Raw genomic sequence first — 14,823 nt, forward strand, 5'->3', positions numbered from 1 at the left:
ATACCTCAATCTTTTTAAAGTTCAGTCTTCTAAATGCAATTAAGCTAGAAGACGAGTACGCATTTTTTCAAGCTTATTAAGTGCAGAATCATCTATCACTTGGTCGCCTGCACGAATAACTACGCCAGCAATTAGGGCTGGATTAACTTCAACAGTCACGCTTACAGCAGCTTCGAATTTCTTCTCTAATGCATGCGCAAGCAATTGTTCTTGTACTGAAGTTAATGGGAATGCTGATTCAATCACAACATCCACAGTATTGTTATTCTGTGATTTAAGCTGCTCAAATTCTGCTGCAATTTCAGGAAGAAGAACTAAACGATTGTTCTCTGCAAGCAATGTCAAGAAGTTAGACACTGCTGCAGTTTGGTCTTCACCTAAAACTTTAGCGAAAAGAGTCACCTGCTCAGCAGGTGTAAGCTCAGGGCGATTTAGATAAGCTGAAAATGCTTCGTCTTGCACAGCCGCACTAAGCAATTCAAGCACTTGTGACCATGAGTCAGTTGCGCTTTGCTCAGAAGCGTAAGCAAATGCTGCTTTAGCGTAAGGGCGTGCCAACGTCAAGAGTTCAGCCATAATCCGCCTCTCTTAAAGTTTAGCAGCCAGCTGAGTCAGCATGGCATTGTGAGCTTCTGCATCAACTTGTTGGCTAAGAATTTTCTCAGCACCAGTTACTGCAAGAGCAGCCACTTGTTGACGCAATTCTTCGCGAGCAGCATTGATTTCAGTATCAACAGCTTCTTTCGCTTGTTGACGAATACGCTCACCTTCAGCCGCAGCTTGAGTACGAGCTTCTTCTACCAATTGCGCACCGCGACGGTTCGCTTGTTCGATCAATTGAGCCGCTTGTGCTTTAGCTGCATCTAACTCTGCTTTAACTTGTGCTTGCGCATCAGCTAAGTCAGCTTTAGCTTTTTCAGCAGCATTTAAGCCATCAGCAATTTTACGCTGACGCTCACTAATCGCATTGATTAGTGGTGGCCATACAAACTTCATGCAGAATGCAACGAAAATTGCAAATGCAATAGCTTGGCCAATCAATGTGAGGTTGATATTCATTGCTATTCCTCAATAGTTTAATTTAGGAATTAAGCTGATTAACCTACAAATGGATTAGCGAAGATGAAGAACAAGCCAATACCAACACCGATCATAGGCACAGCATCAAGAAGACCTGCGATTAAGAACATACGAGTTTGAAGTTGTGGAGCCAATTCAGGTTGACGAGCAACAGCTTCAAGGAAACGGCCACCTAGTAGACCAAAACCAATCGCAGTACCTAAAGCACCAAAAGCGATCAAAATAGCAGCTGCAATAGCAACAAGACCAAGACCTAGTTCCATGATAATTCCTCAGAGGTTAGGTTTATACCAAATTAAGTTAAAAATTGTGTGCCCAACCACCCGATGATAGTTGAGCAATACCATTAATGCTTTTCGCTAGCCATACTCATATACACGATTGTCAACATCATAAAGATGAAGGCTTGTAACGTGATAACAAGAATATGGAAGATCGCCCAAGGCACAGACAACGCCCACTGGATCCAGAACGGTAATAACGCGATAAGAATGAAGATTAACTCACCCGCATACATGTTACCGAACAGTCGAAGAGCCAATGAGATTGGACGTGCAATAAAAGTTACCAATTCAAGTAAAATGTTTACTGGAATTAATAAAGCTTTTAAAACTGGGTTACTTGGGTTAAATGGGTTAAGTGCAAATTCAGCACCGAATCCGACAAGGCCTTTCTCACGAATACTATAGAAAATAGTTAACGCAAATACTGATAATGCCATACCAAGGGTAATGTTAGGATCAGTAGATGGAACGATTTTGAAGTATACGTGGTGAGGATCCATACCAAACACATTTGCACCGATCAATTGAGCTGTATAAGGAATCCAGTCAACAGGGATCAAGTCCATCAAGTTCATGAGGAAAATCCACACGAAAATGGTCAATGCTAGTGGCGCAATTAAGCGCGATTTGCCATGGAAAGTGTCACGGACACTTGAGTCAACAAACTCGATAATCATTTCGATTGCAGACTGGAACTTGGTAGGAACACCAGCATTTGCTGCTTTCGCAACAATCCAGAACATGAAACAGAAAATCAAACCAAGGCCGATTGACCAACCCATTGAATCCAAGTGAATAGCAGTGAACCCCATCTCTTGAGCTTCTTTAGCAGTCTCAGCTAACTTCCACGTACCATCTGGCATTTTGCCATAGGTCAAGTTAGTCAAGTGATGCTGAATGTACTCGGTCGAAGTAAGGGCATGTTCTTCAGCAGCCATAAATCACACCTGGTCAATGTCAAAACTAATAGAGAAAACGAATATCGCGTGCTGCCTGATATCTCGTTTTTCTCCAAAAAACTTTTCAATTTTGTGTTGTGCTTATACTCGTTTTTTTAATCGTGTCGCCCAAAAAGGTGCAATCCACGACATACTTTGTACGAGTATAAAACCACAAAACAATGCTACCGCTGACAACGGTTTAACATTGATTAAAATCAAAATGAATCCAACAATCACAATAGCAAACTTGCCCATTAAGCCACGATACATGTTTGACAGCACCTGTTTAGAGGCACGGGCACCAGCCGCACGAAACGACTGCCATGAAAAGTAACTAGTTGCCATCCAGCACACCAGCGCACCTAATGCTGCACTATATGCTGTGGTCGTATCTTTAAAGACCCAACCAATCAGGGCTGAAACAGGAATCATTACTGCTTGTAAGATGACTAAAGCTTTCGCTAATCGTCGATCAATCATGCGACTAGTTCGGCTCATTTTTGTACACTCACAGCAATTATGCTTGACAAGTTTAACTGATGATTATTTTTAATCGCAGGCATTATAGAGTTACACCCCTTAACTTGCAATCTTTTCCCGACCTTAGTCGTGTTTTTTTCGATGTGCAAACTGCTCTCAAACTAATCAATAGTTGTTTATTTTTTACATTACTTTCGAGCATTTAGTGTGCATTTCTGAGTTTGATCTGCGAGTGTTTTCCATCCACTGATGAAATCCCCCGCCCCACTCATCGTTTCATCAACCGGTTGAAATACAATTCCACCGAGCTTTTGATACTGACTTTGATTGGCATGACCTTCAGCCAAGAGACACATTTTGCTTTGTGGACGATGATCTTTAAGAAATTTTATTTGCGCCAACGTTGGTGCCACATGCGGGTCATCCGTCAATGCCCCAGCAAAAGATAAATTCAACGAACGCTCGAGATATTGGTAAGCATCGTGATAAGACCAATACGGTTGTGCACGGTTTGTTACATCAACCTTTTGTGCTGACACCAATAATTTTTGTGCAAATGCGCGTGCATTTGCCCAATATTTTTCACGATTTGCTGGATACTGTTGTGAACGTAGTGCTGCAATAAAGAAACCAATGCGTACAGCATTATTCGGTTCAAGCCAAACATGGGTATCCACAGTGCCTTTAATGGCTTTACCACGAACATCACGTAATGGAAGTGCACTAATAATACCTGAGTCTAAAATCGCGATACTTTTGCCACTTTCATCCAACATTTTGGCCAACGGTGCTTCATGTGCTTTGCCCAACCATAAAACGAGATTGGCATCCTGTACCGTTTTACGATGCGCAGGTGTAAGGCTGACATCATGACCAGATTGATGATCAAGTAATAAAGTTGGCTGCTCCACCCCTTTTAAGACATCTTTCGCAATTAAGTAAATGGGCTGTGTAGAAACCACTAAACCCTGCGCCCAACTCATCACACTGAATAAGGCAAGACTACAAAAGATAATTACTCTGGACATGGGGAGAGAACCATAAAATGAATAGTGTTATAATATAACAAAAGTGCAAAAAAACCTACGGCTGTTCGTAAGTCGTTGTGCTTCATGTTAAGATTTAAAGTCTTTTTCTATAAACAGTTTCGTACTTGAGGTTGGCTATGAGCGCATGTTCACACGAACATCATAATGCTTTGCATGGTGTACACGATCATCAAAATGTCGAACAACGCCTTGCGGAAGCCGAAAACCTTTGTATCACCACAGGTGCCCGCCTCACTCCTTTGCGTAAGGAAGTATTGGAACTGATCTTAAATGCCACAGGCCCGATGGGGGCTTATGACTTATTGGCAAAAATCAAAAGTGAGTCTGATCGCCCTGCTGCCCCACCAACGGTCTATCGCACACTCGACTTTTTATTAGAGAAGGGCCTTATTCATCGTCTAACCTCTATTAATGCCTATATTCCATGTTGCCATCCAAGAGAAGGTCACCAAGCTGCTTTTTTGATTTGCACTGAATGTAAAATTGTCAAAGAAGCTTCAGCTCAAGGTCTAATGACGCAACTTGATGAATTGTCAGCGTCAGATGGTTTTACCGCGCATCACAGTATTATTGAAATTTCAGGAATCTGTCAGCAGTGTCGCAACAAACATTAAGTGCTGCAGCCGCACCGATTGTCGCGCTGCAAAATGTCCATGTTCGAATTGACGAGCGTGACATTTTAAAAAATGTTGATTTTGCTTTACATCAAAAAGAAATTGTCACGCTGATTGGTCCCAATGGCGCAGGTAAATCAACCCTGATTAAAGTTTTGCTAGGTATCGTCAAACCTGTGTCAGGTCAAGTCATAAGCAACAATAAACTGAAATTTTCTTATGTTCCGCAAAAGTTCAATCCATCTCACAGCCTGCCTTTACGTGTTTGTGATTTGCTTGATTTAGAAAAATGCGATGCAACAATTAAACAAGAAATCATCCGTGATACGGGTATTGCCAAATTACAGCAGTCTAAAGTTCAACAATTATCTGGCGGTGAACGCCAACGTGTATTGATTGCCCGTGCCTTACTTCGTCAGCCCGATGTTTTGGTTCTTGATGAACCCATGCAAGGTTTGGACATTCAGTCCGAAGCTGAGTTATATGACTACGTCAGAAGCTTGCCTGAAAAATATGGCTGCGCAGTGCTGATGGTGTCACATGACTTACAATGGGTCATGCAAGGCACACATCGCGTGGTGTGTTTAAACAAACATATTTGCTGTAGCGGCTTGCCGGAAAATGTACAGCAACATCCTGAATATCAAGCTATTTTTGGCACCAATCGTGTGTTCTATCAGCATCATCATGATCATTGTGCACACGGTGATTCAGCAACACCGTGTCAACATGACTCACGTCCACATATTCATCCAGAACCGGAAGCATAATTCATGATGGAATGGCTACAACTCCTTTTGCCAGCGTGGATTATGGGCTCTTTGCTGGTCTTTTTAACAGCACCATTGGGTTGTCTGATGCTTTGGCGACGTATGTCGTTTTTTGCTGACACGATGGCACACGGCACATTATTGGGTGTTGCCATTGCAGGTGCGCTCAGTTTGCCTTTGTGGACAGGTGTCACCTTAATCGCCTTACTGTTGGTGGCGATTTTATGGGTACTCCATGACCCACGTCTGCCAAATGACGCGTTGTTAGCATTATGTTCAGCAACCTTATTGTGTTCTGGCTTATTATTCATTCAGCATTTACCAAGTTTAAGACCTGAGCTACTAAGCTATTTGTTTGGTGATTTGCTCACTATTTCATGGGCTGACTTACCAATTTTTGCTGGGGTCATTATTTTTGCACTGATCGTTCTTTATAAAAGTTGGCAAGCACAAATTCAAATTGCCATTGACCCTGACATGGCGGTAAGTGAAGGTATTAGTGCCAAATGGCAACGCCTGATCTTTATGCTATTGCTGGCTCTGTTTACGGTATTGGCCTTACGAGCTGTAGGTTCGTTATTGATGGGGGCATTATTGGTGATCCCCGCTTTAACTGCACGGCTATTGGCAAACTCACCAAAACAAATGGTGCTTTGGGCCTTTGCAATAGCACAAGTGGGCGTGACGGTTGGTTTATGGTCGAGTGCGGGATTAAATACCTCTACAGGTCTGACCATTGTACTGACAATGGCGATTTTGTTTGCTGTAATCTTTGCCGTTCAGAAGTTTAAAAAGTTGAGTTAATGCTCATCTAAAATTAAGCCATGCAATCGTATGGCTTTTTATGTTTTACACTGCTTATTGAACCGTGCTCTTAACATCCATTTTACTGATGTACCAAACTCAATAAACTCGCTGCTGCTGCAAACAGCACTGCAAAAGTTCGATTCATATATTTTTGCTGTTTGGGGGATTTCAATAAGCGCAACACTTTGGCAGCAAGTCCTGTATATCCTGCCATGACAATCAGATCAATACTGACCATAGTCACCGCCATAATCAGATATTGAATCCACTGCGGCTTAGATAAGTCTAAAAATTGTGGCAAAACTGCCAATAAAAACACAATCGCTTTCGGGTTACTCATATTGACTAAAAAGCCATGCAGAACCAATTTAGAGCGCGATTTATTTGGTAGATCTTGCTGAATTTGAATCGATTGTATTGGTGCAGTCCACTGTAAATAAGCCAAATACAATAAATAGCAAACACCGAACCATTTCACTACCAAGAATGCCCACGGTGTCGTGGCAAACAACACCCCTACTCCTGCTGCGACGATACCAATTTGAACCAATAAAGCCAGTTGTAAACCGAGTGCATTCCAGTAACCATGCTTAAATCCATAATTCAAACCGCTCGACATCGACGCGATTGCACCTGCACCGGGAGATACACTAATCACCCAACACGCCAACATATATGCAATCCAGATTTGATAGGACATAAGCTGCTCAAGCTATAGAGGAGACTGTATTATATGACATTTACCTTATTTTCTTGGCAAAAATTACTGCTTAAAAATAAGTGTGAAGTCTACACACATAAGGAATGTTAAGGCACAATACACTTAGCCACATAGGAATTATAATTTTCAGGAGCCATGAATGTCTGCCCAATCTGTAATTTTACCGTTACCTTCAGATCATGCTCGTTTTATTGTTTTGCGTTTAAAAGATTTAACGATCGATGAATTAAAAGAAAAATTAGAAGATTTATTTACCACTCGTGATCGTTTAATCACTCAACATCCAAATGCTCAAATTAAAACAGCAGTCGCTTTTGGTCCAGAATTATGGGCGCAGCTATATAACCAATCACCTATAGGTTTTAAGCAACTTGCTCCAATTCAAGGCTCTTTTGAAATGCCTGTTGTACCTGCTGATGTGTTAATTCACATTGCAGCTCAGCGCACTGATATTTGCTTTGCCCTCAGCCAATCTTTCTTTGAAGGCATTCAGGATAAAGTTGAAGTTTTGGATGAACGTGTTTGCTTCCGTAATTTTGATGGTCGTGATTTAACAGGTTTTATTGATGGTACTGAAAATCCACAATTTCCTGATGACCGTGCTGAAACAGCATTATTGGCGGAAGATGCAGGTATATTTGCTGATGGTTCTTTTGTCTTTGCACAACGTTACGCACACAATTTAGATAAGTGGAAAAAGCTCAAAGTTGATGCACAAGAGCATGTGATTGGGCGTACAAAACTTGAATCTATTGAATTAGATGACGAAATTCAACCTGAAAACTCACATGTATCACGCACTGTAGTAGAAGATGGTGAGGGTGAAGAACTGGCAATTTTGCGTCATTCCCTACCTTATGGTGATGGCCGTGGTGACCAAGGTTTATTCTTCATTGCCTACACTAAAGATTTAAACATTATTGATGCCATGTTAGAGCGTATGTTTGGTACGTCTGGAGATGGAATCCATGACCGCTTACTGCATTTCGTGACTCCAATGGATGGTGCTTATTACTTTGCGCCGAGTGAGGAATTAATGGAAGAAGTTTTGGAAAACTGATTTTAAAAAAGCCGACGGGAGTCGGCTTTTTTAAAATTTAAATTTATAATATTAGTTCATTTTTTATTTTTAAAATTAATAGGGTCTGTTGACATTTCATAATGGTAGCCAAATAAAGATACAAGCTAAGGCAACAGAATTTTCATAGCTTTGCTTTAGCTTGTCATAGCGTGTGGCAATTCCTCTAAATTGCTTTAATCTAGCAAAGGTATTCTCAATTAAGTGCCTGATTTTATAAAAATACCAATCCACATGATCATTATTTGAAAGCGTATTGGATTTCTTGGGAATATTAGATNNNNATTGAAAAAAATAGARCGAKTGTCTACGAGTGATCAAGCTTAATCAGAATTTTGCCCTGTTTTTTCTCTGATTACAGGCTCCCTATCCATTAATCACTATTATTTCAGAGCATCCCGAATGGGTGCGAACAATTAATATTCGCTGCTCGTTCGAGCGAAGCGAGCATAAAAAACTTATGAGCGAAGCGAATTCCGAGTTGCTTTTGCTTTTTCTAAAATTCACAAAGAGATTGGCCAAAAAATTGCCCCTCGAATCGAGCGAAAGCGAGATTCAATAGAGTTTGAGCGAAGCGAAAACATAGGGCAATTTTTCATTTGAAAGGCTTTTAATTATTTTTAAGTTTTTAAATGCTTTTAAGTAAGCTGAACCTCTTTGTTTATAAGCTTTTCAACCACTATAAAGCTAGGTTTATCGACCCTTAAAGCTAGGTTTATCGACCCTTAAAGCTAGGTTTATCGACCCTTAAAGCTAGGTTTATCGACCTTAAAGCTAGGTTTATCGACCCTTAAATGAGCTTAATTTACAAACCAATTAAAATAGTCTATTGTATGACCTAGTTTAATTATAAATTTATTATTAGAAATGAGTGAATTAATCGTAAAGGATAATGCTTTAATTCAAGCCAGCTATACTTTAGACACGGTTGAACAAAGACTGATTTTATTAGCAATTGCTGAAGCTCGAGAAACAGGACATGGAATAACTGAAAATAGCCTTTTAGAAGTACATGCTAGTAGTTATATAAATACTTTTAATGTTGAAAAGCACACTGCTTACACCGTACTTAGAGATGCATCTAGAAGTTTATTTGATCGCTATGTGACTTATCACGACATCAATCCTAAGACAGGCAAGGATCGTAGCTTTCATTGTCGTTGGGTAGATAAAATTGGATATGAGCCCCAATCTGGAATTGTTTTCTTAAGGTTTACACAAGATATTGTTCCGCTAATAACAAGACTAGAAGAAAACTTTACTAAATATGAGCTACAACAAGTTTCGAGGTTAACAAGCTCTTATGCTATTCGGCTATACGAATTATTAATCCAATGGCGATCTGCAGGAAAGACTCCTATTTTTGATCTTTCTATTTTTAGACAACAGCTAGGTGTCGAAACTCAACAATATAAAACTATGAGTAACTTTAAAACATACGTTTTAGATTTCGCACTCAACCAAGTTAATGAGCTCACAGATATAACTGCTAAATATGAGCAGCATAAAAAAGGACGTACTATTTCAGGTTTTTCTTTTACCCTTAAACAGAAGAAAGCTTCTTCTACCAAGGTCGTTAAAGAGCAAAACCCAACTGATTTATTCTCAAAAATGAGCGATAAACAACGCTACTTATTTGCCAATAAACTTTCTGAATTACCTGAGATGGGACACTATTCAGAAGGTTCAGAGAGCTTTCAACAATTTGCTATTCGCATTGCCGAAATGCTTCAAGATCCCAAAAAATTTGAAGAGCTACTCCCTTATCTGCAAAAAACTGGCTTTCAATGTGCTTAAAATTTAAACTTGCTCATTTGTCTATTAGACAGTCTAATAGACACTAATTTTTTACAAGTTTAGGCATAGGTTTACAGTATGAAAACCCTTACAGTTCTTGAACTTTCCAAGCTGTACAACATCAATAGACAAACAATTTACAACAACATAAAGAAAGGAATTTTAAGTAAAAACTCTGATAACAAGATTGATCTAGCCGAAGCTATCCGTGTTTTTGGTGAACCTATCAAAAAACAGGATGTAAAAGATCCTGTAAAAGTAGACAGTCCAAATTCGGCAGAAGTTTTACTACTTAGACAGCAGATAGACATTCTAAAAAATCAGCTTAATGATGCCAAAGATCGTGAGTCTTTTTATCAAAATCAAATTGAGACGATGCAACGCTTATTAGAAGCCCCAAAACCTCAGAAGGTGGAAGATCCAACACCAGTTGCACCGCCTCAAGAGACCGTTGAAGCTCCAAAAGAAGAGGCAGAGATTCAGACTGAGATCGAAACACCTAAGAAACGCATTCCTGTCCCTGAACACGTTGAACCTGAGCCTAAAAAACGTGGCTTCCTGAGCCGTTTCTTCTTGCCGAATGGTTAAGTGGATCTGTACAAACTCGCAGAACAATGATCAAAGAATAGGCGTGGAACGTGACAAATCATTAAAAAGCCGTTCCAGTGCTCTGTTTACTGGAACGGCTTTAGTTAAGATATTGATGCTTATAGGAAAATTTCAAGCATTTCGTATAACGTGTATTATGTTAATTTTAGGAAAAGTGAATAATAAGAAATGAATGATGCAGAAAAATTTCAATTAAAAGTAGAGTTAGCATTAAACTTAAAATCAACCAATGACATTCAAAACTGGGCTGTAAATAGGTTAGATAAAAGTCCAACTGATTTATTAGCTTTGGAGATTTGTTTTTTCTCTAAAGATAAAGAAATATTAGATTATTTTAATAACATGAATATTGAACAGAGTAATATAGAGCCCACTCTTAAGAAGAAAATCTTTTGTGACGCATTAAAAAGATATGTTGAGAGACAGCTATCTATCGAATATTCAAAAGAACTAATTTCTAATCTATTTGGAATATTGCTAGAAATTTCTAGATACACTGAAGATGAAGATTTATATGAATTCATAGTTCACTATGACGATGAATTTGATTTGGCTTTAGGCGGTATTTCTAAATTAGAACCCGAAGATGTATGGCCTACATTTATTAATGATCTTGAGAATTGGCTTTCATCAAATTCCTAGTCTATTTAACATAATGGGCGTTATACGAAATGCTTTTTATAAATCCTTTGTTTTTCATATAGTTAAAAATTTTTAACCGACCTCAAAAACAGCAAAAAGCCGACTTTGAAACAAGTCGGTTTCTTTTTAAGCAATTTTGATACTTCTTGCCAATAAATTTGAATAAAAATTAATCAAAATGTCGTTTTTCTCTGAATTATCAATACAGCGAATCGTTAAATTATCCCCAATTTCTGCGGACAACTCTTGGGATAAAAATCAGCCAATTTTGTACGCCTGAGCGCACGCTAATTTAGGGATTTTGCGGATGTTCATCCAAGCTGGTCTTTAATATTATGAAGTCATAAGAGAACAGGACGTTCCGCAGAATAAAAATAAATAATCGCACAAGGATCGGCGGCACGACAGGAGTTATGCCAAGCGAACCAATACGAAAAAGCCCGACAGGATGTCGGGCTTTTTTACGTTTTGAATCTAGATTTCGTATAAGATATTTTATGTTCAATAAAGCTTTAACCTGTTCTATTTAAGTAAAAAATGTTTATACGAAATTGTTAGTTATTCAGTCAATTTCAGAATTAATTTCTTCGATAAAATTTAAAATTATAATTTTGTACTCTTCTGTTTTTTCATCAATTTTCCCCTGAAAGTTAACTGTTCCAGTGGTTAAAAATATATTACAAATTAAATTATCTAAACGGAAAACAATTTTCCCTGTGGTTGGCTCTGAAAAATTTCTTTTAAACCTTTCTTTGATTAATTCGATTAATTTATTTGGTTTATCACACTTAACCATTTGATTTTCCTATAAAAAATTTAAAAAATTAAGTAAAACATTAAGTATTAATAATTATTAGTAGTAAATATTATTGTATATATATGTTGTCATTTTTGAAAAATTTGTCAAGTGTTTTTTTTGTTTAAATAAGATAAGTATTTGATAAAATTTAATTTATATTTATTTGTGGGAAATATGGTATTTGGGGGAAACGAATGAAAATGAAAAAAATGAAAAAACTAATCAAAGAAAAAAATACATAAATAACAGTTATTTATGTATTTTTTCCTTTTTTTTATTACATTAATGAATAGAAATCACGCCCACCAAGGTAAATACTTCATATTTTTAGTACCTGCGGAAGGATCTACAGGTTTGATTCTTTTCTTCTCAACAGCTTTTTTTATTATTCGACTTACTGTTGCTCCACTACTTGGTTTAATTCCAAATCTCTCTCGTAATGTAGAGTTATTCATAGGTTCTCCACTTAAATAACGTAGAACACTATGGAAATATGTAGCTTCAACTTTCTCATCTATATCCATATTTTTGAACTCTTTGAATGAGAACATAATACATTTGATATGTTCCTCATATGTCTTAAAAGATGGAGCTGGCAACTGATATAATTCCGTTTCTTTTACTACCTTATCTATACCACTTCCTCTTTCTTCACATATTCCCATTCTTCTCAATAAAGAAGCCATTTTCTCATTTCTACTTTTTGGCGGAGAATCTAGAAAACGATCTATATCAATTAAGGGAATTCCAGGGTTGGTTATCTCCATTCTATTCTGAAATATTTCTATTGTAGGCCCAGTGCCTTTAATCGAAAAATCTTGATGAATTAGGGCATTAGCTATCAACTCTCGGATAGAGAGAGCAGGATATACAGGTACATTTTTTCTTAAAGCTTTACCAATTTCTTCATTGTCTGGAAGAATACGGTGAATATAGTCAATTAAACCTTCAAAACCAACGGCATAGCCTTTCTTTCCAGAATATTCAACAGGGCTACTAAACTTATCTTTCCCTTTATAAACAATTAAACGAACAATCTTTCTTTCTAAATGAGGGAAAATAGTTAAATCTTTAGCAAATAGTAGAGCTCCCATGTTAGTTATTAGCCATCCTCCAAATTGATTTCTTTGGATTAAATGCTCACTATGAAAGTCGGATAAAACTATCGAATCATCTACTGGTACTGGTCGTCCAACTAATTCATAATATTTTGTAGTATCTAAATAGTTAAGTACTTCATTCGTTTTCAAATGATCTAAAGCAGTCTGTTCTTCAAATTGTGCTTGTGACAAGATACCCCATAACTTTCTAGACTTTTCAGGGTAAGCAGATAAAGGACGTTTATTTGATCCAACTCTTAAGTATTCAACTTTATCAAAGGCTATTGGAATGTATTCGCAAGCCTTTATTTCAACAACAACTACTCGAAAACCATCACGCTCTAATTCATAAAAAGTAAAATCTATATGGGGCTTTAGTTTTTGTAATAGCCAGTAAGATAACTCTTGACCATTATCCTCACCATTATGTTTATCTTTGAATGGTTTGAAATTAGTACCAATTAGCTCTTTAGTTTTATCTCTGATACCAAAGATCATATAAGCAGATTTTTTATAATCTAAAGCAGCAGCATTAGATAAAGCTGAAATATATTGACCTAATTCATCTGGGCGTAAGGCATTAAATTTGAATTCTATCCATTCACACTCTTCGAATTGTAAGAGATAGTCTAAAAAATCAACTTGGCTTTCTTCTGATAAAACTGAATTAGGATGCGACATAATTAAATAGAGTAACTGATTTAAAATGGTAAAGTATTTATGTGAGGATTTAAAAAGTGATTTTTAAATCCTATAAAATTAACATAATACACGTTATACGAAAGGCCCATAAATCGGGCCTTTCGATCATTTGCTTAACATAAATTTTCTTACACGCTGCCTAGGTCAATCCTGGGCTTTTTGTTCAATCTGATCATTGGCAGTAAACATGCCAGGATTGGTGATCTTGATATTTTCCTGACATTGAGAGCAAAGCATTAGCCCAGTAAACAGCTGTACATTTTGCCTATTTCCACACAGCGTACATGGCTTAGAAAGCTGAATAATATTGTCCATCACTTAATCCTCTTTAGAAAAATGTTGCTATGCATACATCTAATGTTAGCTTTAAAAAATAGTATCGTCCAAAAACTCAGAGCCCACCTGTTTATTTATATATATCAGTATCTTATTTATTTTTTTATCCAAAATATGAGCTATAGCCTATATTCCACCATAGCCCAGATTTTTTATTTCATAAAACAAATATTTAAGTATATTTTTTCATACTTTGCAGCTCAATTAGGTGAGCTGTTATTTTTCATTTTTTTTCAAATAGATAGGCTTATATTTAGTATTTTTAAAGCTCAGCTTTCTTAAACCATTAAAACTCTATCTATACCTTATCTTACAAGGGTTTGAGGGGGGCATCGATAGATGCGTGGTGTGTGAGAAAAAATATTCGGCATGTGCCGAAACAGCTAAAACTTAACTGGCAAAATTGACGTACAGCGAATGCTTGAAATTAAGGAACAACAACTTAAATTTTGTTTCTCCTGAGAGAAACGCGGAAGCGTGCATTCCGATCTGCTGATCAAAATGAAAAAGCCCAAAACAACAAATCAGAGTGATCGATCTAAATCAGAATCAAGTGATTTTCTACATTGCTATAAAACAGCCTAGAATCGCATCTAAGCTTATTTATTCAAAAAACAGGGAAATCTATGTAAACAGGGCAAAAAAGCCGAATAAGCGCAAAATAGACGTATTTAGGATAATAAATGCAAAGAATCTTAAAAAAATTCAAAACAGCAGTTTTCAATATTAGATTGATATTGAAAAAAATAGAACGAGTGTCTACGAGTGATCAAGCTTAATCAGAATTTTGCCCTGTTTTTTCTCTGATTACAGGCTCCCTATCCATTAATCACTATTATTTCAGAGCATCCCGAATGGGTGCGAACAATTAATATTCGCTGCTCGTTCGAGCGAAGCGAGCATAAAAAACTTATGAGCGAAGCGAATTCCGAGTTGCTTTTGCTTTTTCTAAAATTCACAAAGAGATTGGCCAAAAAATTGCCCCTCGAATCGAGCGAAAGCGAGATTCAATAG

Annotated in this window: 16 protein-coding genes and 1 pseudogene; 7 read left to right on the forward strand and 10 right to left on the reverse strand. The window is 37.4% G+C overall.

What is annotated here, in order from left to right; all coding sequences use genetic code 11:
* Positions 1-39 precede the first annotated feature (39 nt).
* The 6 genes from A9J31_RS04310 to A9J31_RS04335 all read right to left on the reverse strand — a co-directional run bounded on the left by A9J31_RS04310 (position 40) and on the right by A9J31_RS04335 (position 3,813).
* Positions 40-576: a F0F1 ATP synthase subunit delta gene (locus tag A9J31_RS04310; protein WP_067762734.1), complete on the reverse strand. Its 537-nt coding sequence runs from the start codon at positions 574-576 to the stop codon at positions 40-42.
* Between the two features lie 12 nt (positions 577-588).
* On the reverse strand, positions 589-1,059 hold the full coding sequence (locus A9J31_RS04315; protein WP_067762735.1) for a F0F1 ATP synthase subunit B: 471 nt from the start codon (positions 1,057-1,059) through the stop codon (positions 589-591).
* A gap of 38 nt (positions 1,060-1,097) precedes the next feature.
* Complete coding sequence (gene atpE / locus A9J31_RS04320; RefSeq protein WP_016654735.1) at positions 1,098-1,343, reverse strand: F0F1 ATP synthase subunit C; 246 nt, start codon at positions 1,341-1,343, stop codon at positions 1,098-1,100.
* Positions 1,344-1,426: 83 nt separating this feature from the next.
* The gene (gene atpB / locus A9J31_RS04325) at positions 1,427-2,302 is read right to left on the reverse strand and encodes a F0F1 ATP synthase subunit A (protein ID WP_067762736.1); all 876 of its coding nucleotides are present in this window, start codon (positions 2,300-2,302) and stop codon (positions 1,427-1,429) included.
* 102 nt (positions 2,303-2,404) lie between these two features.
* Entirely contained in the window at positions 2,405-2,803 is a 399-nt protein-coding gene (locus A9J31_RS04330) for an ATP synthase subunit I (protein ID WP_067762737.1), read from the reverse strand.
* Positions 2,804-2,973: 170 nt separating this feature from the next.
* On the reverse strand, positions 2,974-3,813 hold the full coding sequence (locus A9J31_RS04335) for a metal ABC transporter solute-binding protein, Zn/Mn family (protein WP_067762738.1): 840 nt from the start codon (positions 3,811-3,813) through the stop codon (positions 2,974-2,976).
* A 137-nt stretch (positions 3,814-3,950) separates the two neighbouring features.
* Here A9J31_RS04335 and A9J31_RS04340 point away from each other — a divergent pair, with 137 nt between their 5' ends.
* From A9J31_RS04340 to znuB, 3 genes are read left to right on the forward strand one after another with little or no spacing between them, the layout of a single operon-like run.
* On the forward strand, positions 3,951-4,448 hold the full coding sequence (locus A9J31_RS04340) for a transcriptional repressor (RefSeq protein ID WP_067762739.1): 498 nt from the start codon (positions 3,951-3,953) through the stop codon (positions 4,446-4,448).
* The gene (znuC, locus tag A9J31_RS04345; protein WP_067762740.1) at positions 4,430-5,218 is read left to right on the forward strand and encodes a zinc ABC transporter ATP-binding protein ZnuC; all 789 of its coding nucleotides are present in this window, start codon (positions 4,430-4,432) and stop codon (positions 5,216-5,218) included. The genes A9J31_RS04340 and znuC overlap by 19 nt, the downstream gene beginning before the upstream one ends.
* Positions 5,219-5,221: 3 nt before the next feature.
* Positions 5,222-6,022, forward strand: coding sequence for a zinc ABC transporter permease subunit ZnuB (gene znuB / locus A9J31_RS04350; RefSeq protein WP_067762741.1), 801 nt, complete (start codon positions 5,222-5,224; stop codon positions 6,020-6,022).
* A gap of 82 nt (positions 6,023-6,104) precedes the next feature.
* Here znuB and A9J31_RS04355 read toward each other — a convergent pair whose 3' ends face one another.
* Positions 6,105-6,725 carry a LysE family transporter gene (locus tag A9J31_RS04355; protein ID WP_067762742.1) on the reverse strand — a complete coding sequence of 207 codons (621 nt, stop codon included), beginning with the start codon at positions 6,723-6,725 and terminating at the stop codon, positions 6,105-6,107.
* A 160-nt stretch (positions 6,726-6,885) separates the two neighbouring features.
* Here A9J31_RS04355 and A9J31_RS04360 point away from each other — a divergent pair, with 160 nt between their 5' ends.
* Positions 6,886-7,806: a Dyp-type peroxidase gene (locus A9J31_RS04360; RefSeq protein ID WP_067762743.1), complete on the forward strand. Its 921-nt coding sequence runs from the start codon at positions 6,886-6,888 to the stop codon at positions 7,804-7,806.
* A 96-nt stretch (positions 7,807-7,902) separates the two neighbouring features.
* Here A9J31_RS04360 and A9J31_RS15295 read toward each other — a convergent pair.
* A pseudogene (locus tag A9J31_RS15295) lies at positions 7,903-8,103 on the reverse strand (transposase); the annotation flags it as partial.
* Between the two features lie 588 nt (positions 8,104-8,691).
* On the opposite strand from A9J31_RS15295, the gene repM reads away from it, so the two are divergent.
* The 3 genes from repM to A9J31_RS04380 all read left to right on the forward strand — a co-directional run bounded on the left by repM (position 8,692) and on the right by A9J31_RS04380 (position 10,872).
* Entirely contained in the window at positions 8,692-9,621 is a 930-nt protein-coding gene (repM, locus tag A9J31_RS04365) for a replication initiation protein RepM (RefSeq protein WP_067762744.1), read from the forward strand.
* Positions 9,622-9,699: 78 nt separating this feature from the next.
* Entirely contained in the window at positions 9,700-10,209 is a 510-nt protein-coding gene (locus A9J31_RS04370; protein WP_067762745.1) for a plasmid replication DNA-binding protein, read from the forward strand.
* A gap of 189 nt (positions 10,210-10,398) precedes the next feature.
* A complete protein-coding gene (locus A9J31_RS04380) occupies positions 10,399-10,872 on the forward strand; it encodes a hypothetical protein (RefSeq protein ID WP_067762747.1) in 474 nt (157 codons plus the stop codon).
* A gap of 562 nt (positions 10,873-11,434) precedes the next feature.
* On the opposite strand, the gene A9J31_RS04385 is transcribed toward A9J31_RS04380, so the two are convergent.
* Together A9J31_RS04385 and A9J31_RS04390 are read right to left on the reverse strand one after the other, a co-directional pair.
* Complete coding sequence (locus A9J31_RS04385) at positions 11,435-11,668, reverse strand: hypothetical protein (protein WP_067762748.1); 234 nt, start codon at positions 11,666-11,668, stop codon at positions 11,435-11,437.
* A gap of 299 nt (positions 11,669-11,967) precedes the next feature.
* Positions 11,968-13,452 carry an ATP-binding protein gene (locus A9J31_RS04390; protein WP_067762749.1) on the reverse strand — a complete coding sequence of 495 codons (1,485 nt, stop codon included), beginning with the start codon at positions 13,450-13,452 and terminating at the stop codon, positions 11,968-11,970.
* Positions 13,453-14,823 lie beyond the last annotated feature (1,371 nt).

It is taken from the genome of Acinetobacter gandensis (genome assembly GCF_001678755.1).
GTDB classification, from domain to species: domain Bacteria; phylum Pseudomonadota; class Gammaproteobacteria; order Pseudomonadales; family Moraxellaceae; genus Acinetobacter; species Acinetobacter gandensis.

What these genes read in the sequence shown, in the direction of transcription:
- A9J31_RS04315 (WP_067762735.1), bottom strand. Translation starts at nt 1,059, where the DNA reads ATGAATATCAACCTCACATTGATTGGCCAAGCTATTGCATTTGCAATT.
- znuB (WP_067762741.1), top strand. Translation starts at nt 5,222, where the DNA reads ATGATGGAATGGCTACAACTCCTTTTGCCAGCGTGGATTATGGGCTCT.
- repM (WP_067762744.1), top strand. Translation starts at nt 8,692, where the DNA reads ATGAGTGAATTAATCGTAAAGGATAATGCTTTAATTCAAGCCAGCTAT.
- A9J31_RS04385 (WP_067762748.1), bottom strand. Translation starts at nt 11,668, where the DNA reads ATGGTTAAGTGTGATAAACCAAATAAATTAATCGAATTAATCAAAGAA.
- A9J31_RS04360 (WP_067762743.1), top strand. Translation starts at nt 6,886, where the DNA reads ATGTCTGCCCAATCTGTAATTTTACCGTTACCTTCAGATCATGCTCGT.
- A9J31_RS04380 (WP_067762747.1), top strand. Translation starts at nt 10,399, where the DNA reads ATGAATGATGCAGAAAAATTTCAATTAAAAGTAGAGTTAGCATTAAAC.
- atpB (WP_067762736.1), bottom strand. Translation starts at nt 2,302, where the DNA reads ATGGCTGCTGAAGAACATGCCCTTACTTCGACCGAGTACATTCAGCAT.
- A9J31_RS04390 (WP_067762749.1), bottom strand. Translation starts at nt 13,452, where the DNA reads ATGTCGCATCCTAATTCAGTTTTATCAGAAGAAAGCCAAGTTGATTTT.
- A9J31_RS04340 (WP_067762739.1), top strand. Translation starts at nt 3,951, where the DNA reads ATGAGCGCATGTTCACACGAACATCATAATGCTTTGCATGGTGTACAC.
- A9J31_RS04355 (WP_067762742.1), bottom strand. Translation starts at nt 6,725, where the DNA reads ATGTCCTATCAAATCTGGATTGCATATATGTTGGCGTGTTGGGTGATT.
- atpE (WP_016654735.1), bottom strand. Translation starts at nt 1,343, where the DNA reads ATGGAACTAGGTCTTGGTCTTGTTGCTATTGCAGCTGCTATTTTGATC.
- A9J31_RS04370 (WP_067762745.1), top strand. Translation starts at nt 9,700, where the DNA reads ATGAAAACCCTTACAGTTCTTGAACTTTCCAAGCTGTACAACATCAAT.
- A9J31_RS04310 (WP_067762734.1), bottom strand. Translation starts at nt 576, where the DNA reads ATGGCTGAACTCTTGACGTTGGCACGCCCTTACGCTAAAGCAGCATTT.
- A9J31_RS04335 (WP_067762738.1), bottom strand. Translation starts at nt 3,813, where the DNA reads ATGTCCAGAGTAATTATCTTTTGTAGTCTTGCCTTATTCAGTGTGATG.
- A9J31_RS04330 (WP_067762737.1), bottom strand. Translation starts at nt 2,803, where the DNA reads ATGAGCCGAACTAGTCGCATGATTGATCGACGATTAGCGAAAGCTTTA.